This is a genomic window from Rothia dentocariosa ATCC 17931 (genome assembly GCF_000164695.2).
Lineage (GTDB): Bacteria > Actinomycetota > Actinomycetes > Actinomycetales > Micrococcaceae > Rothia > Rothia dentocariosa.
Genome location: NC_014643.1, coordinates 1,298,293 through 1,320,409, shown reverse-complemented (window position 1 = coordinate 1,320,409; position 22,117 = coordinate 1,298,293). Strand labels below are relative to the sequence as shown.

Sequence of the window (22,117 nt, the reverse complement as noted above, 5' to 3'; positions counted from 1 at the left end):
GCGCTCACAGCACACACAGACGAGGAGAAGCATGTACGAGGGCGCAGTCCAAAATCTCATCGATGAACTTGGTCGCCTGCCGGGGGTGGGCCCCAAGTCGGCGCAGCGCATCGCCTTCTATATTCTCAACTCTGACGCCTCAGACATGGCACGCCTGACCAACGCGATTTCGAAGGTCAAATCGAGTGTGAGCTTTTGCGAAATATGCGGCAACGTTTCGGAGACGAAGCAGTGCGTTATCTGCCGTGATGATCGGCGTGACCCAGGCCTGATTTGCGTGGTTGAGGAGTCCAAGGATGTGGTGGCGATTGAGCGCACCCGTTCCTTCACCGGGCGTTACCATGTGCTGGGCGGGGCTATTAACCCGCTGGCGGGGCTTGGCCCCGAGCAGCTGCGCATTCGTGAGCTGGTCTCGCGCCTGGCAGATGAGCGTATTCAAGAGATTATTCTGGCGATGGATCCTAACCTTGAGGGTGAAGCGACCGCAACTTATCTTTCGCGAATGCTGGTTCCGCTGGGCATTCGCCTCTCACGGCTGGCATCCGGTCTGCCCGTCGGCGGCGACCTGGAATATGCAGACGAAATTACGCTCGGGCGCGCGCTTGAGGGGCGCCGCGTGATCAGCGAAGGCGCGGGTATCGCTCAGGGGAATGCCGCCGAAGATTTTGAGCAGGTGGTTGACGAAGAGCAGACGGAACGTGAGCGCGCTGATGCTAAGCCAAAGGCGCCGCGTAAACGCTGGAGCGGGAGCATGTTCGACGACCTTGATGATTCCTCCCAGGGTGAGCCCGAGGACTCTCCCTCTGATAATCCGCACGACGCGGAGAACGATAATTCTCGTGCGGATAGTTCCCCCTCACCTGGCACGCAGACTACCGTTGATGAGGCGCTTATCGAGCAGGCACTCGATGATTCTGCCCATGCAGACGCCCCAGGTTCTAAAGACTCGCCAGATTCCCCGAAAGAAGCCCAGCCCGAGTCCCATAAATCGGCGGCTCAGGCTGAGCAGATTCCGGTGGATATTACGCGCGCTGATGCCTACCGCATCCACGCGCACCGGTCGGAGGATTATGAGGCGCGCATCCGCAAAATCCAGGAGGAGCCTTTACGCACTCCCACCCCGGAGGTTCCGCCTCTGCCCGGTGCCAAATACGTTAACCCGTGGAGCTAACAAGCTTTGGCTTTTCGCAGAAGTGGGATGTGCACCGTCTAGTTCCATAGATCCCCATCCGTAACAGTTCTTCATATTTCACGTTCTAATACACATACGTGCACAATTCCCACCGCGCGCCGCACCCGCCTACTATGTAAAGAGCCGGTAAACTAGCCGGTGGCATACTCAATACTGACCTGGAGAATTCAATGAGCCTGATCGTCCAAAAGTTCGGCGGTTCTTCCGTCGCGGATGCCGAGGGTATCAAACGCGTCGCCCAGCGCATCGTGGACACCCAAAAAGCGGGCAATGATGTGGTCGTGGTTGTCTCCGCGATGGGCGACACCACCGATGAACTACTCGACCTTGCCGCTGAAGTAACCGCTACCGTTACCCCCTCGCGCGAGCTCGATATGCTCCTGACTGCGGGCGAGCGCATCTCGACGGCTATTCTGTCGATGGCGGTCAACGATCTAGGCGCGAAGGCGCAGTCTTTCACGGGTTCCCAGGCGGGCATGATTACCGACGGCGTGCATGGCGCGGCGCGGCTTGTGGAGGTCAATCCAGACCGTATTCGCCGCTCTGTTGAGGCCGGAAATATTGCGATTGTGGCGGGTTTCCAGGGTGTTAACCGCCAGAGCGGTGACATTACGACCCTCGGTCGCGGCGGTTCAGATACTACGGCGGTCGCTCTTGCGGCGGCGCTTCATGCGGATGTGTGCGAGATTTATTCGGATGTGGACGGCGTGTTCACGGCCGACCCGCGCATCGTATCAACCGCGCATAAGCTCAATACTGTCACGAGTGAAGAAATGCTTGAGATGGCGGCGAATGGCGCAAAGATTCTGCATCTGCGCAGCGTGGAGTACGCCCGCCGTTTCAATCTGAAACTGCATGTGCGTTCGTCATTCTCGAATCTTGAAGGCACTCTTGTTATCCCGGAAAATTCCGCGGAACTAACCCCCACCCATGTGAAGGAGATTCCCTTGGAACAGCCCCTGATTTCTGGCGTTGCACACGACCGTGGACAGGCAAAAATTACCGTGGTGGGCGTGCCCGATATCCCCGGTTCTGCCGCTAAGGTTTTTGGTCTGCTCAATGAGGCCAAGGTTAATATCGATATGATCGTGCAGAACGTCTCGACCGACCGCCCGAACGTGACCGATATTTCCTTTACGCTCAACCAGGCGCAGGGTCCGCAGGCGCTGCAGGTACTTGAGAAGACCCAGTCCGAGATCGGTTTTGAAGAGGTTATTTACAACGAGGCGGTGGGTAAGCTTTCGCTTGTGGGTGCGGGCATGAAGACCAACCCGGGTGTTTCGTTTACCTTCTTTGAGGCGCTGAGCAATGCGGGCGTGAACGTCGAGATGATTTCGACATCCGAGATTCGTATCTCGGTTATCACCGAGCTTTCAAAACTTGATGAAGCGGTCCGCGCGGTACACACCGCCTTCGAGCTCGACGCCGAAGGCGAGGCCACCGTATACGGCGGAACAGGCCGCTAGCTTCGGAGAATGCAGATAAGTCACTCTGTGACAGTACTTGACGGCTCGCTCTGGCGTGCTTATGCGAAGGAGCATGAGCGCCGGGCGGGTCGTTTTGCTGACCCGTTTGTGCGGCGACGCGAGCGGGGACAGGCGCATCCGGTTGAGGATTTTCTGTTTACGTACTACACGCTCAAGCCCGGTCAGTTCAAGCGCTGGCATCCGGGAGCTGGTGTCATTCTGCTGGATGCCGCCGAACGCACCAGCTGGAAATTCTACCGTGCGGCAACCGAAGACGAGCTCCTTTCAGCTGGGCTCTCCCCCGAGGATGCGCACGCCCATGCCGAACGCGGCGACGCAGTTCTTGTGGACGTATCCCAATTCGTAGACAAACGCGGCACCGCCCTCACGTTCACCCGCGAAATTCTGTCAAATACAGCCGATAAAAAAGCGTTTTTTGGATGCTTTGGTATGCACGAATGGGCTATGGCGTATAAATCAGTTCAGAACAATATTCGTCACGACTACCTGGATTTGCGTTTGGGTGCTGAGGGTACTGACCGGGTGGTTGAGTCGCACCGCATCCGCTGCTCGCATTTCGATGCATTCCGTTTTTTCATGCCTCAGGCGGCGCCCATGAACGAGCTACAGCCCACCCGTGAAGCGCAGCGCACCATGGAGCAACCTGCCTGCCTGCACGCCAATATGGACGTCTATAAGTGGGCATATAAGCTGATTCCACTCATTGATTCGGCGCTCGTGATGGACTGTTTTGAGCTTGCTTGGGATGCGCGCGAACTCGATATGCGCGCCGCACCGTACGACCTTCTCGATTGGGGCTATGAGCCTATTAAGGTAGAGACCCCCGAGGGTAAAGCCGAGTATGTGCGGTATCAACGCGAGCTTTCGGAGCGTTCGGTAACGCTGCGCCGTCGCGTCTTGAGTCAGATTGAGGGCGCTCTCGATCGCGCCATCATGGCTTAAACTAATTTCTCCCCCGCCGGAAAACGAGGGAGAAATACTTGTGGTTGAGTTTATCTATCGCGATAGCCTGTCTTTTTCATCCCGAGGAGCATCTTCGAGCTTTTCTGAAGTGCCACACTCCTCAAGCCCGTATGTATTCGGTGAATATTTTCAGCGATCGTTATTTACTTAGTGGTGATTGTCCTGCACGGCTTGTGCGGTGACTCAGCGCGGTGCATCACCGCCCACCCCGGAAATGATGGCTCATTCCGCTCGGTGGAACGGAGTGAATTAACATAGCCGCGCGCTATGCCTCTTCAAGCCACGGTGGTTACGCGGTTGATGCAGTCAGGGTTTGCCCGTTTTGTTTTCTGCCAGTGGTGATGACAGGAGTGCGATGAGGCGCCGCTTGAAAACTGGCGCGACATCATACACGTTCTTAGAGAATTTGTAATCATATATTCTCTGTGAACATAATCACTTTAAACAAAATGTGAGCAAAATGAATCGTTGATGTCACTTTTATGGAGCAAAAGTTTACAACGGAAATATACTATACAGCATGCGAGATTGGTTTTTATAATTTACATGTAAATAGTTTATGTGAAATCAGCAACTTTGAGATTAGTTTACTGCTCAAGCATACTTTAAACATTGACACGACGCTTGAAAACTAGCTGAGGCGCGCATCCTGATATGCATAATCTCCAAAATTATTCTTTAATCCGCAATTCTGAAACATCACCTGCTAGAGACTTCAAAATTCCGATGTTCGCTCACAGAGAACGATTTTTGAGAAGAATTATTACGCTTTCCTACAAGGAGTTTTGATTCCACACTTTCTTCTTGGTAAGGCATAGCTCACCATGGGTATCTTCATATTTCTGTACATCTAGTTTCACGTTCCCTTACCCGCCGCTCTTTCACTGAATACTGCGGTCAAAATTCGCTCGCCGAACGGGCGTCAAGAAGCGTGCTTGCGGTAACATTAAGACGGCTCAATCAGAACTCACGCACCCAAGGAGTGCCCGCACATGGCCCGTATTGTTGTTGATGTTATGCTCAAGCCCGAAATTCTTGACCCGCAGGGTAAAGCTATCGCTCACGAGCTGCCCCGTATCGGCCTGAATTCCTTCACCGACGTTCGCCAAGGCAAACGTTTTGAGTTGACCGTCGAAGGCGAAGCTACCGAAGAACATCTTGCGCAGGCACGCCAAGCGGCAGAAGAGCTACTCTCAAATCCCGTCATCGAAGACGTTGTGAACGTCTCGGTTCTGGAGGACTAAGAGCATGGCAGAATCACTCGCAGCACACGAAGTTCCCCTTGTTGGCGACTTCAGCGTCTCGGCACCCAACCCCGACTTTGCTGATGCGCGCATCGGCGTTATTACTTTCCCCGGCACCCTCGATGACCGCGATGCGGCGCGTGCAGTACGGTTAGCGGGCGGAACCGTCGTCGAACTTTGGCACGACGAGGAAGACCTCAAAAACGTTGATGCCGTCATCATTCCCGGCGGTTTCTCCTACGGCGACTATCTGCGTGCGGGCGCTATCGCGGCGAAAGCACCCGTCATGCATTCGGTCATCGCAGCAGCAAATGCAGCGGGAACATCGGGCTCTGCTCCTCTGCCGGTGCTGGGCATCTGCAATGGTTTTCAGATTCTCACTGAGTCGCATCTGCTCCCCGGATCCATGATTAAGAACGATCACCGCAAGTTCATTTGCCGTGACCAAACCCTGCGCATCGAAAATAACGCTACCTCGTGGACCGGATCTTACGAACCTGGGCAAGAGATTGTTGTTCCGCTTAAAAACCAGGACGGTCAATACGTGGCGGACGCCAAAACTTTAGAGGCGCTCGAAGCCGAGAATCGCGTGGTGTTCCGATACGTGGGTTTCAACCCGAACGGTTCACGCCACGATATTGCCGGTATCAGCAACGAACGCGGAAACGTCGTCGGTCTGATGCCCCACCCAGAACACGCGGTTGAGCCCGGTTTTGGTCCCTCATCCTCCGGGTTCGGTGATGTTTCACTACGAGGCGGTGCCGACGGCTTGGGCGTCTTCACCTCCGTTCTTTCCAACCTGATCAACGCCCGCTAGACGCACGACGACAAGGATAGACACAAGCGATGAGCGAGAAGCAGTTTAACCTCGATACCGTCGAGCATGCGGCGGAAACCCCCGATACTGAACTCCCCTGGGCAGAGCTGGGGTTAAAGGAAAACGAGTTCGAAGACATCAAGAAGATTCTGGGCCGCCGCCCGACCGCGGCCGAGCTGGCCATGTACTCGGTCATGTGGTCCGAGCATTGCTCCTACAAATCCTCGAAAGTACACCTGAAGCAATTCGGCGCCAAGGTCACCGATGAGATGAAAAAAGACCTGATGGTCGGCATCGGCGAGAACGCTGGCGTGACCGATATCGGCGACGGCTGGGCGGTGACCTTCAAGATCGAGTCACATAACCACCCCTCCTATGTTGAGCCTTACCAGGGTGCGGCAACCGGCGTGGGCGGTATTGTGCGCGATATTATTTCGATGGGTGCACGCCCGATCGCGGTTATGGACCCGCTGCGCTTTGGCGCTATCGACCACCCGGATACCGCTCGCGTAGTCGGCGGTGTGGTCGCGGGTATCGGCGGCTACGGCAACTCTCTGGGTCTGCCCAATATTGGCGGCGAGACCGAATTTGACGCCTGCTACCAGGCAAACCCCCTCGTCAATGCCTTGGCGGTCGGTATTATGCGCCACGAAGATATTCGTCTGGCAAACGCATCCGGTGTGGGCAATCAGGTAGTGCTCTTCGGGGCACGCACCGGCGGCGACGGTATTGGCGGCGCATCCGTACTGGCTTCAGAGTCCTTTGACGATACCAAGCCCTCCAAGCGACCCGCAGTGCAGGTAGGCGACCCCTTCGCCGAGAAGGTTCTGATCGAATGCTGCCTGGAGCTCTTCAAGGGTTCCGTGGTCGAAGGTATTCAAGATCTCGGCGCTGCCGGTATCTCCTGTGCGACTAGTGAGCTCGCCTCCAACGGCGAGGGCGGCATGCACGTAGACCTTACCAAAGTACTCTTGCGAGACCCCACCTTAACCCCCGGCGAAATTCTGATGTCGGAATCGCAGGAACGCATGATGGCGGTCGTTTCGCCTGAGAACGTCGAGCGTTTTGAGGCGATTATGAAGAAGTGGGGCGTGGAGTACTCCTTCTTGGGCGAGGTGACCGATACCGGTCGCCTAACCATTGAATGGGACGGTCAGGTGATCGTCGATGTAGACCCGCGTACCGTGGCGCACGACGGCCCCACCTATGAGCGTCCCTATGCGCGCCCGGCTGGTCAGGATGCACTCCAGGCAGACCATTTCACAGGCTCCACTGCCGACGATGCGCGCCCGCGTGGCGAACAGCTGGGCGAGGTTATCAAGGCTTTCATGGCATCTCCGAATATGTGCTCCAAGTCCTGGATCACCAATCAATACGACCGCTACGTGCAGGGCAACACAGCCCTCTCTATGCCGGACGATTCGGGCGTGGTGCGTGTGGATGAGAACACCAACCTGGGGGTCGCGCTGGCGACTGACGCATCACCACGTTTTACCTACCTTGACCCGTATGAGGGCGCGCGGGCATCCCTGGCGGAGGCCTACCGCAACGTGGCAACCGTGGGTGCCCGCCCGGTCGCGGTTTCGGACTGCTTGAATTTCGGTTCCCCCGAAGATCCGGACGTCATGTGGCAATTTGCCGAAGCCGTGCGCGGTCTTGCCGACGGCTGCATGGAGCTGGGTGTTCCGGTCACCGGCGGCAATGTTTCGCTGTACAACCAGACCGGCGGTAAGGCCATTAATCCGACCCCCGTGGTCGCGATGATGGGCGTAATGGACGACGTTACCCGGCGCACCCCCTCGGGTTGGGCACCGGAACACGACGGTCAGGCCATCTACCTGCTGGGTACCACGCGTGACGAGCTGGACGGTTCAGAATGGGCGCGTTTCAAGGGGCACTTGGGTGGTCTGCCTCCGAAGGTTGATCTGGCGGTCGAACGTCAGCTTGGCGATATGCTCGTAAATATGTCGCGTGACGGCATGATCGATGCGGCACACGACGTTGCCGCCGGTGGCCTTGCCGCAGCACTCGCGGAAGCCTGCCTGCGTTTCAACACCGGGGCGCGCATCGGGCTAGGCGAAGTTGCCGAACGCGACGGGCTCGACCTGTTCACCCTGCTGTTCTCGGAATCTTTAGGCCGCGTGGTGGTTTCCGTACCGCGTTCTGAGGAGGTGCGTTTCAAAGATATGTGCACCGCCCGGCAGTTCCCGTTCGCGCGCATCGGCGTAGTGGATGCACTCTCGAACGCGCTGGACTTCCAAGACGAGGTTTCCATCAACCTTGATGACCTGCGTGCCGCTCACGAAGGCACCATGGCAGCTCACTTTGGTGAGGTGGCGCAGGGCTAAGTTCCCCTATCGGCACTGCCTTTCCCGTACAAAGGCTCTTGGTGTGACTAAAGCAGAGTTTCCACTGCTTTCCTCACATCAAGAGCTTTTTCTGCTTCAAGGCACTCCCCACCTGCGCTTTCACACGCTAGACTGGAGGATAGGTTACATAAACCGTTCACACCGATAACACATTCGCCCCGCCGAACCGCATCCCAAAAAATGCACAGACACAACAGAAAGATCACCATGACCGCAGCACCATCCGTGCAGGTCTTTGCGCCAGACATACCTAAGGCGGGCAGAATAACGCTCGCGGCATTCGCTCTCTTTGTTATCGGTTGGCTTATCTATATCGAATTCACGGGCGGACTAGACTTCAATGTCTACCGTTTCGGTGCCATGACCATCTTCGATAACGACGGCATGCACAAAGATCTCTACGCCCGCAATCTCCTGGAGTACGGCGACTTTAGGTTGCCCTTCACCTACCCGCCTTTTGCCGCGCTCGTGTTCTTACCGTTCGCTTTTCTGCCCGCGTGGGTGGGCATCGCCATCATGTATGCGATCAGCATCGGTGTTGCATGGTGGCTGGCAACCCTTATCTATAACTATGCCACCGACCGCGGCTACAGCATCCCTTTCCAGGAAAGACTCGGCACATACGGCGTCATTGCTGCCCTCACGTTCATCATTATTATGACCGGGCCATGGCGGCGCGGGCTCTCGCTGATACAAATCAACCCCATCATTCTTACGCTGGTGCTTGCCGATTTTATACGACCGGCAACCCGCATTCCCCGGGGTGCGCTTATCGGCATCGCGGGCGGTATTAAGCTCACCCCGCTTGCCTTCGGCCTTATTCTACTCATGCGCAAAGACTGGCGCGGCATCCTTACCCTAGGCGCTTCTTTCGGCACTACCATTCTTCTTGGGTTTATCTTCCTTCCGCAGCAGGCAGTTACGTTCTGGACGAGCGCCGTTTCGGATTCCGGCCGCGTTGGAGGTATTAACTTCGCCGATAATATTTCGATTCAAGGCTGGTTGATGCACCTGGGTCTGCGTGAGCCTACCCTGAGGCCCGTATATTACGCCCTTGTTCTTGCTACGATCGGTCTCTGTGCGGTGCTTCTGCGCCAGCTTATTCGCCGTAATCTTGTGCTATCTCAGGTGGCGGTCGGCGGGTTTTTGATGGTGAGCATCTCCCCCATCAGCTGGTCGCATCATAACGTCATGTTCCCGCTGATTATCATGACGCTTGTTCTTGATGCTTTCCCTCTGTTTTTCACACACCTGCCCGCCTGGTTATCCGGTACCGCACGTGTTTTGACGTGGGTGGCGTTTATCGGTCTATATATTTCGCCAATGTGGCTGGGTGCCGCCATCGGTGGCGGATTCAACAGCCTCAACCATCTTGCGCAGTATGCCTTGTTGTTTTCGACCGTGCCGATCCTGTGTCTCTATGCGGTCATGGCTCTTTGGGCAGGTTCGGCGCTCACCCCGGCCGTACGCATAGCGCAGAATCGCGATCGCGCGGTCACGGCGGGTCCCAAACCCGAGCCTCAGGCCGCGTAGCAGCAGGTAGTGTCATGTGCAGTTGAGTTGCAACGCGCATACGGTGGTAACAAAGGATGCGGTGGTTCCCCCTCTCTGGGGAACCACCGCACCCTTATATGTCCGCGTCACAGGATGAATGCCTAAGCGCGTGTCTAAATCTGCCCTATAAGTGTCATATAACGGTTATTTACGTATATTTTTCAGTGATAATAAACACTCTGAGGCGCTGTCTACACAAGTGTAACAATCTGTCACAAATGCTCGCGATATACCTCAAACGCGAACTTTGAACATCTATCGAGATGCTTACAGACGGCCACTCTGCTCGCCTAATTGAGCAAAAAGCGCGGCATTAATACGGAATCCTTCCATAGCCTCGTCAATCAGGGCTTCACGCTGCTCTTCGCTCAAAGGAGCGCGATCAAGAAGCTCCCTATATTCATCCTTGAAGACCTTTGGCTTAGGAAGCTGCGGGAACGAGTACATGGTCAGCGCATCCCGTGCAATGCCGTAATGGCGCGCCACTAGAGCCGCCACCGCCTGCCCACCCGAGAGATCTCCTAGATAGCGCAAATAATGATGCGCCAAGAACCGCTCGGGAGCCTGCGCGGTCGCCTTAATACGCGCCACATATTCGATAGTCGCTGGCAACGGGACGTCAATCTCGGTCTGCCCTAGAGCACGAATATCATGGTGAATCGCGGCGGTACGATCCAACCCTTCCAGCGTGAAAGGATCGGTCAGTGGGTTACCGGATTCACGCAGATTCTGAGAGATTTCCTCCAAAGCCTCATAGATATAGGTGTACTGGTTGATGAGGCGTAAATACGCGGAAGTATCGAGTTTCCCGCCCATCAAATCTTCCATAAAGGTAGAGTGCTCAGCATTATCATGCACACGCTTGGTGCTAGCTTTTAGCCGGGCCGAAAACCGCTGTTCGACAGCATCGGGAGAGGTGGTTTCGGGGGTAATAATGGCGGTCACGGAACGCCTCCTGATTGAGTTGAGAGTCATGAATATTTTTGATGACACAGTGTCACCAAATCAATAAATGACATAGTGTCACTAAATTTTTGGTTTTGCAACACCGCTGCCAAAAAATTTTATTAAGGGGAACCTCATCATTAAGCAAAGTACTACAATTAAGCTACACAAGTCTTAGCTAATAGGTCTAGACTAAGACTGCTCATTACTAAAACCACGAATAGAGGACACACATGTCTATGTCGCATAACGCGAAGCGCTCATGGGCGTTTCTAGCGTCTGCCGCCGTTGGCCTCAGTGGCATCGCCGCCACTCCCGCCCTAGCGAACCAACCCGCACCGACCGCGCAGATCGTCTCTGAGCAGGCGCCAGCTGCCGCATCACAAAGCCTGCAGGATGCATCCGTAGATTGGGGCGTCAAATCCTCATTCCGCAAATACATCACCGGTCCTGTCGCCGGTGGTTCGCAGGAACTAACCGGTGCTACCTCCAATGCGGATGGTTCTTATCACTTCACCGCCGCTGAGGGTACCGTCGAGGCAGACGGTTCGTACCACGTTAAATTCACCGGTTCCAGAGTGAAGTACACCGGGCACCACGGCGTGCTCGAAGTAACTATCAGCGACTTGGAACTTGTCATCAAAGACGGGCAAGGCAGCCTATACGCAAATATCAGCGAACGCCCCTATAACGGCAACACCACCCCGAACCCGCCCGTACAGCACGATCACACGCTGATTGGTACTTTCGATGCTTCCTCCCTGAAAAACGAGGGCGGGCAGCTGACCTTGGCAGCATCTGATGCAACCAAGGTAAAACTCAGTGCAGAAGCAACCTCGGTGTTTGCTGGGTTCTACCAGGCAGGTCAAGAGCTGGATGCGCTGGCATTCTCCGCGAAGCTCGTTACCAAGCAGGCACCGGCACCGGAGAAGCCTGCCGATCCGACCCCGGAGCCGACTCAACCTGCACCTGAGCCGACTCAACCCGAGCAGCCTGCACCAGCACCGGAGAAGCCTGCCGATCCTACTCCTGAGCCATCTCAGCCTGCGCCAGAGCAGAGTAAACCTGCTGAAACACCGGCTCCGCAGCCTTCACAGAGTTCCGAGGCTCCGGCACCACAGCCCTCTCAGACTTCTGAGGCACCTGCCTCAACCCCTTCAAAGCCCAGCGAAGCACCCAGCTCTCAACCGGCACCGCAGCCCTCACAAAGCAAGGAAGCTGCTAAGCCCGCACCGGCTCAGCCTCCGGCTACCGATGCAGCGCCGAGAACCGACGTGCCGAAAGGTCAAGGGCACATTATTGAATCCGGCAACCTGACCTGGAATATTCGTGCTTCCTTCCTGCACTACCTCAACACCATTGCGCGCGGTAACATCACCGTCGAGGGTCTGTCGAAGAACGCGGCGGGCGGGCTGGACTTTACCAGCGCATCCGGCTCGTACGATGAGGCAACGAAGACCGGTCAGATCAACTTCGCAGGCAAGGTGCATATTAGCGGGCATCACGGCCAGCTCAACAGCAGCTTCGAGAACACCCGCCTAGTCATCAAAGAGGGCAAGGGCTACCTGGTTGTCGACGCCGAAGCGCTCAACATGCAGGGCGAAAATCGTACCTTCAAAGATCTTGTACTCGCCGAGGTCGATCTGAGCGGTGCAACCTTAGAGAATAACGTGCTCTCGGCTAAGAATGCAGCCGTTACCGTTACCGTCGAGGGGTCCGAGGCAATCTTCGCCGGGCAGTACAATGACGCCGACAAGCGCGCTATGGCTCCGCTCTCCTTCAGCGCAAAACTCGGTTCTCAGCTGGTGGAAAATAAGGTTACCGACACCACGGTTAAGGGTTCTAACACCGGCAGCGGTTCGGCGAACCTAGGTAATAACGCGAATGCGGGTATTGGCGGCACGAACTTTGGCGGTTCCGTGAACAATGGCGGCGGCAGTTCCTCCCATTCCCATAACGGCTCCACCCCGGCAACACACCCCAACGGCGGTAAGAACGGTTCCTTCAGCAGCGTCTCAAAGAACCCCGCCCAGCCCGTCTGCACCCCGGTGACCGTGACCAAGCAGGTTCCCGTTAAGGCAGCGAACAAAGCACCGGCCGCATCCGCAGATGGTAAGGTTGCCAGCGCAGACCTCGGGTGGGGCGTGCGCGATTCCTTCCGCAACTACATTCGCGGCGGCATCGCTAACGGCAGCTGGGATCTGAACGGCACCACCTATTCCAATAACGCCTTCCAGTGGGCGAAGGGCACGGGTTCCTTCAAGGATGGTAAGGGCTCGATTTCCTTCACCGGCTCGGTGCATTTCACCGGACACCACGGAATTCTGGACACCACCATCTCAAACCCGCGTCTGGAGATCAACGGCAAGACCGCCGTTCTCTACGCAACGATGGTCGGCAACGATATGGACGGCAAATCGCATAATTACGGTGAAGTTGCTCTGCTCAACGTTAATGTAAGCGGCTTGCAGGTCTCTGGCGATAAGATTTCCATCAGCGGTGCGGGCACCACCATTACCGCTGAGGGTGCCAAAGCGTTTGCAGGTTTCTACGAGGCGGGTAAGGATATGGCTCCGCTGAGCTTCTCGGCATCGCTTTCGGGCGCACAGCCCGCGGGCAACACCACCAAGACCCAGGCCACCCAGACTGTGACCGAAACCGTATATCAGGGTCAGGGATGCGAATCCCTCAACGCACGCGGCTCTCATGGTCGTCTGGCGCATACCGGTGCCAGTGGTGTAGAGGTTGGGGTTGCTAGTGGTCTGGCCTCTCTGGTCGCCGGTATTGGTGCCGTGCTGTACACGCGCCGTCGCAAGTCCTCCAGGATGTCTGAGCGCTCCGAATAAACCTAAGATCGGCCTATCAACCACCGGCATATGCGGCGGTTCTTAGGCTCGGGTTTATTCCTCGGTGCAGCATCCGCACCTCATAACTCACCGGATGCGCTAGGGTGCGGGTAGTATCGACTGCCCGCACCCTCACCCTAAGCACACGCTCTCATCGCGAATACATACACTCACAGTTTTAGCCGATAGGAACTCTTCATATGGCTTTTCGTCTCTCACACCCCGGCGCAACAACACGCTCCAAACACCGGCACGGCAGAACGAGCGCATCGCAGAAGGTTACCGCCGCACTATTAGCGGCATCTATGTTTTTTATCTCCGGATGCGGCATCGGCACCCAAAATCCGGGCAGCACGAGCGCATCCTCGCATTCTGTGGTTGATGAACAGACCACCAAGTCTGAGCTTGAGAACCTTGCGCAGGAGCTCAAGAGCAATGTTTCTTCCGACCCGAAATCGCTGACGGGTCCCAGCAGCGCGAAGAACACCCCCGAAGTTCAGCCGATGGTTGAGACTCCAACCCCGCAGCTTCCCGTGACTTTCAAGGATTTCAAGGGCGATGAGGTGACTGTTAAGTCGGCGAATCGCATCCTGGCTCTTGACCTGTATGGCACTCTCGCGCAAGAGGTTATCTCGCTGGGTTTGGGTGATCGTCTGGTCGGCCGTGTGACGTCTTCAACCGAGTCTTCGTTAGCGAAGCTGCCGCTCGTCACTCAGAACGGCCACGATCTGAACGCGGATGCGATTCTCGCGACCAACCCCGACCTTGTGCTCTGGGATAAGAGCAATGGCCCCGAAGAAGTTGTTGAACAACTGCGCGATGCGGGCGTGACTGTGGTGGTGTTCGACCATGAGAGGCGCATGGATAAAATCATTCCCCAGCTCAAGGCTGTGGCACAGGCTTTAGGTGTGCAGGAGGCGGGCGATAAGGTTGCCGAGCGCGTGCAGAAAGACCTTGATTATGCCCTGAATACCATCAAAGAAGTTGCCCCTGAAGGCGATAAGAAACTGTCGATGGCGTTCCTGTACGTGCGTGGTAATGCCGGGGTGTTCTTCATTCTCGGCAAGGGTTCCGGTGCGGATGATCTGATTGCCGCGCTTGAGGGCAGGGATGTGGCTTCCGAGCAGGGCGCACGCAACATTGTTCCCGCGAATAGCGAGGCGCTGGTTAAGGTGAACCCGGATGTCATTTTGACCATGACTCACGGCGTGGAATCCACCGGCGGCTTGGATGGATTCTTGGCACGCCCGGGGGTTGCCGAAACGAACGCGGGAAAGAGCAGGCGCGTGGTTGATATGAACGACGGGCAGATTCTATCCTACGGTCCGAATACCCCCGCCGTTCTGCTTTCCCTAGCTCGCGCTATCTATGCACCCCAGCGTTAAGAGGCTTCACCTGTGAATTCGTCCAACCGCACTGATGCGGCGACTCCCGGCAGCGCGGATTATCGAAGCAAACGCCGCATCCGTATTCTCGCAACTTTTGGCTTTCTGAGTATTGCCCTGATCGTCATAACCGTGGTGTCTGCGGGGTTGGGTCAGTACAATATTCCGACCGATCATGTGGTGGCTTCGCTGGGGCGCCGCTTGGGTATGGTTCCCAAGGATCCGACCGCCTATCTTGAAGACAGCACCCTGTGGAATATTCGTTTTCCGCGTGTGCTTTTAGGGCTGCTCGTGGGCGCTGCCCTGGGATGCTCGGGCGCGGTCATGCAGGCGGTTTTCGGCAACCCGCTGGCCGAGCCCGGGGTTATCGGTGTGTCTTCGGGCGCCGCGGTGGGAGCATGTGTAGCGGTTGTTTTCAATCTCGAATTCTTCGATATTTACACGGTTCCAGCTTTTGCCTTTGGCGGTGCCCTCGCGGCAACAGCGCTGGTTTATTTTCTCTCGCGTTCCTCAGGTCGGGCGAAAGTTCTCTCCATGATTTTGACGGGTATTGCGGTAACGGCGGTGGCAAATGCCGCAATCGCGTTCTGCCTGTACTTGGCCGATAATGTCAGCCGCGACCGCATCGTCTTCTGGCAGATGGGATCGCTCAACGGGTCTACGTGGAAGGCTCTTGCCAGCGTGTGGTTCGTGATCGTGGCGGGGTTGATCATGTGCTTGATGATTTCACGCAAACTTGACCTGTTGGCGCTGGGCGAGCGCGCAGCGCAGCATTCCGGGGTGAACGTTGAGCGTCTGCGCGGTGTTGCGATTGCTGCTACGGCGCTTTTGACGGGTGCGGCGGTGGCTCATGCGGGCATTATTGCCTTTGTGGGGCTTATTATTCCGCATCTGCTTCGGCTTATTTTGGGGCCGTCTAACCGTTTGCTGCTGCCTGCTTCGGCACTGGGCGGGGCGCTGTTAATTGCGCTTTCCGATTTGGGGGCGCGCACGCTCATTCCGGTCTCTGACCTGCCGATCGGTATTTTTACAGCGCTCGTGGGTGGCCCTACGTTCTTCTTCCTGCTGCGCCGTTCGATGGGGAAGGGAGGTCTTTAATGCTTACTGTCGATGGGGTGTCGCTGTCGGTGGGCGGGCGGCGCATCTTAGAGGATGTCTCTTTTGAGGTTCGGGCGGGCGAGGTTGTGTCGCTCATCGGTCCCAATGGTGCCGGTAAGTCCACGATTTTGGGGGTTATTGCGGGCGATACTAAGCCCGATTCCGGCGCGGTACTGCTCAAGGATAAGCCGGTGGGCGAGTATTCGTATCTTGAGCTTGCGCGTCTGCGTGCCCTGCTGCTGCAGAAAACTCAGGTGGCGTTTTCGTACCTGGCACACGAGGTAGTGGCGATGGGACGCACCCCGTGGCGCGGTACCAAGCGTGCGCATGAGGACGACGCCGTGATCGAGCAAATGATGGCGCGCACGCATACAGAGATGATGGCAAATCGCGATGTGACAACCCTTTCGGGCGGCGAAAGCGGGCGCGTGCATTTGGCTCGTATTTTTGCGCAACAGACTCCCCTAGTGCTCTTGGATGAGCCCACGGCGGCGCTGGATATTAAGCATCAGGAACAGACCCTGCAGATGAGCCGGGAGCTTGCCGCCGAGGGTACGGCGGTTTTGGCGGTTCTGCATGATTTAGATGTAGCGGCGGCGTATTCGGATAGGATCGTACTGCTGGATAAGGGTCGTGTGGCTGCCAGCGGTACCCCCACTCAGGTGTGTACTGAGGAGCGGCTAAGCCGTGTGTATCAGCATCCAATTGAGGTTTTGGAGCATCCGGTGACGAAGCGGACTCTGGTTCTGCCACGGCGATAGAGCGGCACTGTGCTTTGAGTCGTCCTTTTTCTGGGCTGCTACCCCGAATATTTCATGCCGGTATCCGACGGATTCTCAGTATATTCCCAGTTCGGCATATAAGCCCTGCACCATGGTTACTTGTTAGAATAAAGTAATGCCCGGCGCAGGGTTATTTCTCGTGATAAGAAGTCTGAACTCGCCCGGGTGCAGCCCAAACCGTATGTATTACTCTTCCCCTACCCCACGAAGGAGAGTACCCCATCCATGAGTTCTGACCAGCACAAGACAATGCTGTCTGAAGCCTCCGGTTATGTTCCCGAATATTCTGCTCAGGCACACAGCGGTTCCCAAGAGCTTGCTGTTCACGGGCTCAGCAGCGATGAGGTTGCCAAGCTCACCGCCGCCGGTAAGGTCAACGCTCAGAATAATAAGTCTTCCCGCACCTTGTGGAGCATTATGCGGGCACACCTATTTACGGTATTTAACCTGGTGCTTGGGCTGTGCGGTCTGGTTGTGATTCTATACCAGCGTTGGGCTGATTTGCTCTTTCTGTTCGCTGTGGTAGCGAATGTGATTATCGGTTTTGTACAAGAGTACAAGGCTAAACTTGAGCTCGACCGTATCTCTCTGCTTGACCGATCCCCGATCACGGCGGTGCGCGATGGCGCTATGATCGAGGTTCCTATGGAGTCCCTGGTTGAGGGCGATGTGGTAGTGCTCAAACGCGGCGATCAGGTTCCTGCGGATGCGGTGGTCCTTACCTCCGACTCGCTAGAGCTGGATGAATCCCTGCTGACCGGCGAGAATGACCCGATTCCGAAACGTCCGGGCGATATGGTGCTTTCGGCATCGAGCGTGCTCGGCGGCACCGGGCGCGTACTGCTCTCGGCGGTGGGCTCCGAGTCCCGTGCAAGTAAAATTTCCGATGAGGCCCGTCAGTTCTCGCGCATCCAATCTGAGCTTCGCGATGCGCTCGACCGCGTGGTGCGGTGGATTACCTTCGGCCTTGCCATCATTATCCCGATTGTGCTGTGGGGCCAGGTGCGCGCGGCGGGCGGCCTTGAGGTTGTCAATCGTGACGGTCTCTGGGAGAACGTCGCTATCGCGGTAGTTTCGTCAGTAGCATCAATGATTCCGCAGGGTTTGGCGCTCATGACAACCTTGGCGTTCGCGGCGGCGGCTGTGGCGCTGGGACGTAAACACAATATTTTGGTGCAGGAACAGCCCGCCGTTGAGGTGCTCGCCCGCGTAGATACGGTGTGCTTCGATAAGACGGGCACCCTGACCGAGGGCGGCGTGATTTTCGATTCGGTACGCTCACTGACGACTCCGGCCGAAGCAAAAGCACCCGATGAAAATCAGGCGTGGCGCGCATCCCTGCCGCAGGGCTGGGACCAGGCGTTGGCGTGGTTCGGTCATGATGAAAACGCGAACCCGACCGCAGCAGCACTCACCGGCGGGTTCGAGCAGGCACCCACCGAGCAGGTCAGCGGCATTGTGCCGTTCTCATCGGCGTTACGCTTTAGTGCTATCGAGTTTAAGTCTTCGGGAGCCTGGCTTCTCGGCGCTCCCGAGGCTCTGCTGAACCAGGGCACCGAGGAGCGTGAGCGGGCCCGTGAACTCGCATCATTGGGTCTGCGCACGATGGTGCTCGCGCATGCATCCGCCGTGGTTCGCAACGATGACGGAGACCCGGTGCAGCACATCCCCGCCGACCATACCCCCGTGCTCTTCGTGATTTTCCGCGAAAATGTGCGTTCCGATGCCCCCGAAATCGTGGACTACTTCAATCGCCAGGGCGTAACCCTCAAGGTGTTCTCAGGCGATAACCCTTACACCGTGCAGGCAGCTGCGAAGACCGCCGGTATGGATATTTCTGCGGGCGCGATTGATGCCTCTACCCTGCCGGAAGACGGCCCCGAACTCGCCGAGGCCGCCGCAACCCACAATATTTTCGGTCGTGTTTCGCCCGAGCAGAAGAAGAACATGGTGATCTCGCTCAAAGAGCAAGGGCACGTCGTGGCAATGACCGGCGACGGCATTAACGATGCGCTCGCCCTCAAACACGCCAACCTCGGCATTGCGATGGGCAACGCGGCACCCGCAACAAAAGCCGTCTCGCGCCTGGTGCTTCTGGACGGCAAGTTCTCTTCGCTTCCCGCCGCCTTGGAGCAGGGCCGCCAGGTGATTGCGAATATCGAAATGGTGGCAAACCTATTCCTGACGAAGACCGGCTTTGCGATCCTGCTGGGTGTGGTCTTCGGCCTGATGGGGCTGATCTTCCCGTTCCTGCCCCGCCAATACTCGACTGCAGATTTCCTGATTGTGGGCGCATCCTCTTTCGCGCTAGCGTTGCTGCCAAACTCACGCCGGTATGTGCCCGGATTCTTGCGCCGCGTGCTGAATTACACGATTCCGAACTCTATTATCGTGGTGGCGATGCTGGTTCTGGTAAACCTGGCGGCGCTGTTTATCTTCCGCCCGGAAGGCGATATACGACAGGTTCAAACGGCATCGTTTATCACCCTGGTGATTATGGGTCTATGGAACCTGGCAGCGGTAGCACGCCCACTCAATACCGCACGGATGCTTCTCTTCGGAGCGCTTCTGAGTATCTTCTTCGCAGCCCTTCTGGTACCGCTTCTCGTCAAGTATCACCAGTTTGAGATGCCGTCAACGGAACTTCTTATGCTCTCTATCGGCGCCGGAGTACTGGGTGCCGTACTGATTGAGGTGAACGCGCATCGTAGTCGCCGCTGGCAGAAACGCAGCTACCCCGAGCTTGAGGTGGCTTCGCTGAGCTTCTTCCCTTCCGCGACGAAATAGCTCAAGATCGCATCTTCCCCTCAGTAATCTCGTCTAAGAATCGGTGCCGTAACATCTAATAAACAGCACCGGTTCGGCGTTTAACCTCTTTCGGCTGCTCTGGCCCGCCATAACGTGAAACCCACCGCAGACCTGAACGGCATAATTTACACTTTCTGAACTTTCAAAACCTCATCTTGCGCTCGCGCAGGTTTAAGCCTAAAGTTACATGCAGATATTGTGATTCTTAGAATCACATAACCATAGAACACAGGGTTGTTACTGGTAAGGCAGGCAAGACCTGAGTTGCTGAATACCTTGAGGGAATAGATTCCCTAGGGTTCATCGTTATACCCACGATGCTTTAATGCATCACGGTACGGCGGCATGCAGCTCGGGTCTTTTTTGTTTCCCTCAGGGCGTTTTGCTCTGAAGATGCCGCCGGTAACATCCCTAACACACCATTCACCGTGCAAGGATAACAACGTGAAAAACCACGAACTTGGCGAGAAGATTCTGACGGGACTTGGCGGTTCCGAGAATATCGCCCACTTTACGCACTGCGCAACCCGTTTGCGCGTAACTCCCGCCGACAGGAGCAAGGTTAATACGGACCAGATTAAGAGCATCCCCGGAGTGCTCTCGGTCATTGAGCAGTCCGGCCAGACTCAGGTCGTGCTCGGCGACCGTGTTGAGGGGGTCTACAACGAGATGCAGACCCTGCCCGGCATGGCGAACCTTGGCGAAGATAATTCTGGGTCCAAGAAGGCTTCCGGGGGCAAGAAGGCTGGCTGGCTCACCAATATCTTCGATGTGCTCTCCGATTCCTTCCGTCCTCTGCTGTGGGCGCTGTTGGGCACCTCCATGATCCTGACCCTGATCGTGTTCTTGCAGCAGTTCGGTTTCTTCGGTCAATACACTGACCTGACCGGCCAGAGCGTGAACATCGATATTGTGAACGGGCCGCGACTTTCCGATGAAGCCGCCGGTAAGGCGCTCGAAGCCGAATGGATGAAGCAGTTCGCTTTCTGGTACATCCTTAAGGCCGCCGCTCTGTCGGTGCTGAACTTCATGCCCATTATGCTTGGCGCAACCGCCGCAAAGCGTTTGGGCGCGAATATGTGGGTTGGTGCGGCTATTCCGGCGGCGCTGATGACCAGCACCTTCCAGAGCCTCACTAAACTTGCTGACCCGGCTACTAAGATGCTTGACGTATCCATTATGGGTCTGCACCTACCGCTGTACGCCTACGATTACACCGGTCAGGTATTCCCGCCCCTGCTGGCGGTTGCCCTCTTGGCACCTCTGGAGCGCCTGCTGAAGAAGATCATTCCGAATATGCTGCAGATGGTCTTCGTCCCCATGCTGTCCGTTATTATTCTGGTACCTGTAACCGCCTTCGTGGTGGGTCCCATCGGTATTGGCGTGGCTATGGGTATCTCCGACTTCCTGAAGAATGTTAACGATGTAGCTCCGGGAGCTGTGGGTGCGCTAATCGCGGGTCTGTACCTGTTCATGGTTCCGTTGGGCCTGCACTGGCCGCTGAACGCCGTAATGATTAACAACCTGCAGACCCTGGGCACCGACTTCATCCAGTCCCCCATGGGTGCTTATAACTTCGCCGTCTTCGGCGCGGTAACCGGTGTTGCTATTAGGGCTTCACGGAATAAGGAGCTTCGCCAGACTGCGGTGGGTGCTTCTATGTCCGGCCTGCTCGGTGGTATTTCGGAGCCTTCTCTCTACGGTGTGGTTCTACGCTACAAGCGAGTTATTCCCCTCATCCTTGTACCGGCTGTGGCCGGTGGTGCCACCATCTCACTACTGGGGGTCAAGTCGCACGCTTTCGCCTTCACCTCGCTCCTGTCGATCCCCGCAATGCAGCCTTCCGCCCTGTACGCTCTGGGCTTGTCAATTGCGTTCGGTGGTGCAATGACGGGTGTTCTGCTCTTCGGGTATGAGTCCAGGAACGCAGCAAAGACTGCCGATACTCCTGCAGATTCCGCACGGGATGCGGCGGCAAGCGCATCGGCGAAGAAAGACTCCGCCGATCAGGCCGGGTCAGCATCCGCAGCTGCAACCGCTGCAGCGCCCACACTAGAGGCAGGTACCGTTCTTGAGGTGGCTTCTCCCCTAGAGGGTAAGGCTGTGGCGCTTTCCGAGGTTCCAGACCCGATTTTCGCTGCCGGTAAGCTCGGCGAGGGTGTTGCGGTTGAGCCGACCGGCACCACCGTGGTTGCACCCGCAGCGGGTAAAGTCGCAGCTACTTACCCCTCCGGTCACGCAGTGGGCCTCAAGCTGGATAACGGCGTGGAACTTTTGGTGCACGTCGGTTTGGATACCGTGAACCTCGACGGTGAAGGCTTTACCGTCAAGGTAAAGAAAGGCGAGCAGGTTGCCGCTGGCGATACGCTGATCGAGTTCGATCCGGCGGTTATTAAGAAGGCCGGTTACCCGCTCATCACTCCGGTGATTGTGACCAATACCCGCAAGTTCGCCTCGGTTGAGGGCGTTGTGGGTAATGCAAATAACGCATCCACCGTTTTGAAGGTGACCACCAAGTAGGTTTTTCGATGCGGCAAAAGCCCCACGTGCAGTTCAGCTGCACGTGGGGCTTTTGTGATATTCCGTTGTTTAGTCATGGCGGCGGAGCCTCTTAAGCCTCGGTTCCT

Annotated in this window: 14 protein-coding genes; 13 read left to right on the top strand and 1 reads right to left on the bottom strand. The window is 56.6% G+C overall.

Annotation, left to right across the window (positions count from 1 at the left end):
• Positions 1-31: 31 nt before the first annotated feature.
• The 7 genes from recR (at position 32) to HMPREF0733_RS05700 (ending at position 9,605) form a co-directional block, all read left to right on the top strand.
• Positions 32-1,171 carry a recombination mediator RecR gene (recR, locus tag HMPREF0733_RS11515; RefSeq protein ID WP_013398439.1) on the top strand — a complete coding sequence of 380 codons (1,140 nt, stop codon included), beginning with the start codon at positions 32-34 and terminating at the stop codon, positions 1,169-1,171.
• A 191-nt stretch (positions 1,172-1,362) separates the two neighbouring features.
• Positions 1,363-2,658, top strand: coding sequence for an aspartate kinase (locus tag HMPREF0733_RS05725; RefSeq protein ID WP_013398438.1), 1,296 nt, complete (start codon positions 1,363-1,365; stop codon positions 2,656-2,658).
• A 9-nt stretch (positions 2,659-2,667) separates the two neighbouring features.
• The gene (locus tag HMPREF0733_RS05720; protein WP_013398437.1) at positions 2,668-3,621 is read left to right on the top strand and encodes a hypothetical protein; all 954 of its coding nucleotides are present in this window, start codon (positions 2,668-2,670) and stop codon (positions 3,619-3,621) included.
• 1,013 nt (positions 3,622-4,634) lie between these two features.
• Positions 4,635-4,886 (top strand): phosphoribosylformylglycinamidine synthase subunit PurS, encoded by a 252-nt coding sequence (gene purS / locus HMPREF0733_RS05715; RefSeq protein WP_004006543.1) that lies wholly within the window; start codon positions 4,635-4,637, stop codon positions 4,884-4,886.
• Positions 4,887-4,890: 4 nt separating this feature from the next.
• Entirely contained in the window at positions 4,891-5,703 is an 813-nt protein-coding gene (gene purQ, locus HMPREF0733_RS05710) for a phosphoribosylformylglycinamidine synthase subunit PurQ (RefSeq protein ID WP_013398436.1), read from the top strand.
• A 29-nt stretch (positions 5,704-5,732) separates the two neighbouring features.
• On the top strand, positions 5,733-8,051 hold the full coding sequence (gene purL / locus HMPREF0733_RS05705) for a phosphoribosylformylglycinamidine synthase subunit PurL (protein WP_013398435.1): 2,319 nt from the start codon (positions 5,733-5,735) through the stop codon (positions 8,049-8,051).
• A 228-nt stretch (positions 8,052-8,279) separates the two neighbouring features.
• On the top strand, positions 8,280-9,605 hold the full coding sequence (locus HMPREF0733_RS05700; RefSeq protein WP_244864652.1) for a glycosyltransferase 87 family protein: 1,326 nt from the start codon (positions 8,280-8,282) through the stop codon (positions 9,603-9,605).
• A 288-nt stretch (positions 9,606-9,893) separates the two neighbouring features.
• Here the strand turns inward: HMPREF0733_RS05700 and HMPREF0733_RS05695 are convergent, their stop codons facing one another.
• On the bottom strand, positions 9,894-10,601 hold the full coding sequence (locus tag HMPREF0733_RS05695) for a biliverdin-producing heme oxygenase (protein WP_013398432.1): 708 nt from the start codon (positions 10,599-10,601) through the stop codon (positions 9,894-9,896).
• 203 nt (positions 10,602-10,804) lie between these two features.
• Here HMPREF0733_RS05695 and HMPREF0733_RS11510 point away from each other — a divergent pair, with 203 nt between their 5' ends.
• The 6 genes from HMPREF0733_RS11510 to HMPREF0733_RS05665 all read left to right on the top strand — a co-directional run bounded on the left by HMPREF0733_RS11510 (position 10,805) and on the right by HMPREF0733_RS05665 (position 22,010).
• Positions 10,805-13,417, top strand: a complete 2,613-nt coding sequence (locus HMPREF0733_RS11510; RefSeq protein ID WP_041321677.1) for an HtaA domain-containing protein — start codon at positions 10,805-10,807, stop codon at positions 13,415-13,417.
• Positions 13,418-13,617: 200 nt separating this feature from the next.
• Positions 13,618-14,802: a heme/hemin ABC transporter substrate-binding protein gene (locus tag HMPREF0733_RS05685; RefSeq protein WP_013398430.1), complete on the top strand. Its 1,185-nt coding sequence runs from the start codon at positions 13,618-13,620 to the stop codon at positions 14,800-14,802.
• 12 nt (positions 14,803-14,814) lie between these two features.
• The gene (locus HMPREF0733_RS05680) at positions 14,815-15,900 is read left to right on the top strand and encodes a FecCD family ABC transporter permease (protein WP_013398429.1); all 1,086 of its coding nucleotides are present in this window, start codon (positions 14,815-14,817) and stop codon (positions 15,898-15,900) included.
• On the top strand, positions 15,900-16,661 hold the full coding sequence (locus HMPREF0733_RS05675; protein ID WP_013398428.1) for a heme ABC transporter ATP-binding protein: 762 nt from the start codon (positions 15,900-15,902) through the stop codon (positions 16,659-16,661). Before HMPREF0733_RS05680 ends, HMPREF0733_RS05675 begins: the two co-directional genes overlap by 1 nt.
• Positions 16,662-16,907: 246 nt before the next feature.
• Positions 16,908-19,469, top strand: coding sequence for an HAD-IC family P-type ATPase (locus tag HMPREF0733_RS05670; protein WP_013398427.1), 2,562 nt, complete (start codon positions 16,908-16,910; stop codon positions 19,467-19,469).
• Between the two features lie 465 nt (positions 19,470-19,934).
• The gene (locus HMPREF0733_RS05665; RefSeq protein WP_041321676.1) at positions 19,935-22,010 is read left to right on the top strand and encodes a glucose PTS transporter subunit IIA; all 2,076 of its coding nucleotides are present in this window, start codon (positions 19,935-19,937) and stop codon (positions 22,008-22,010) included.
• The last annotated feature ends 107 nt before the right edge of the window (positions 22,011-22,117 follow it).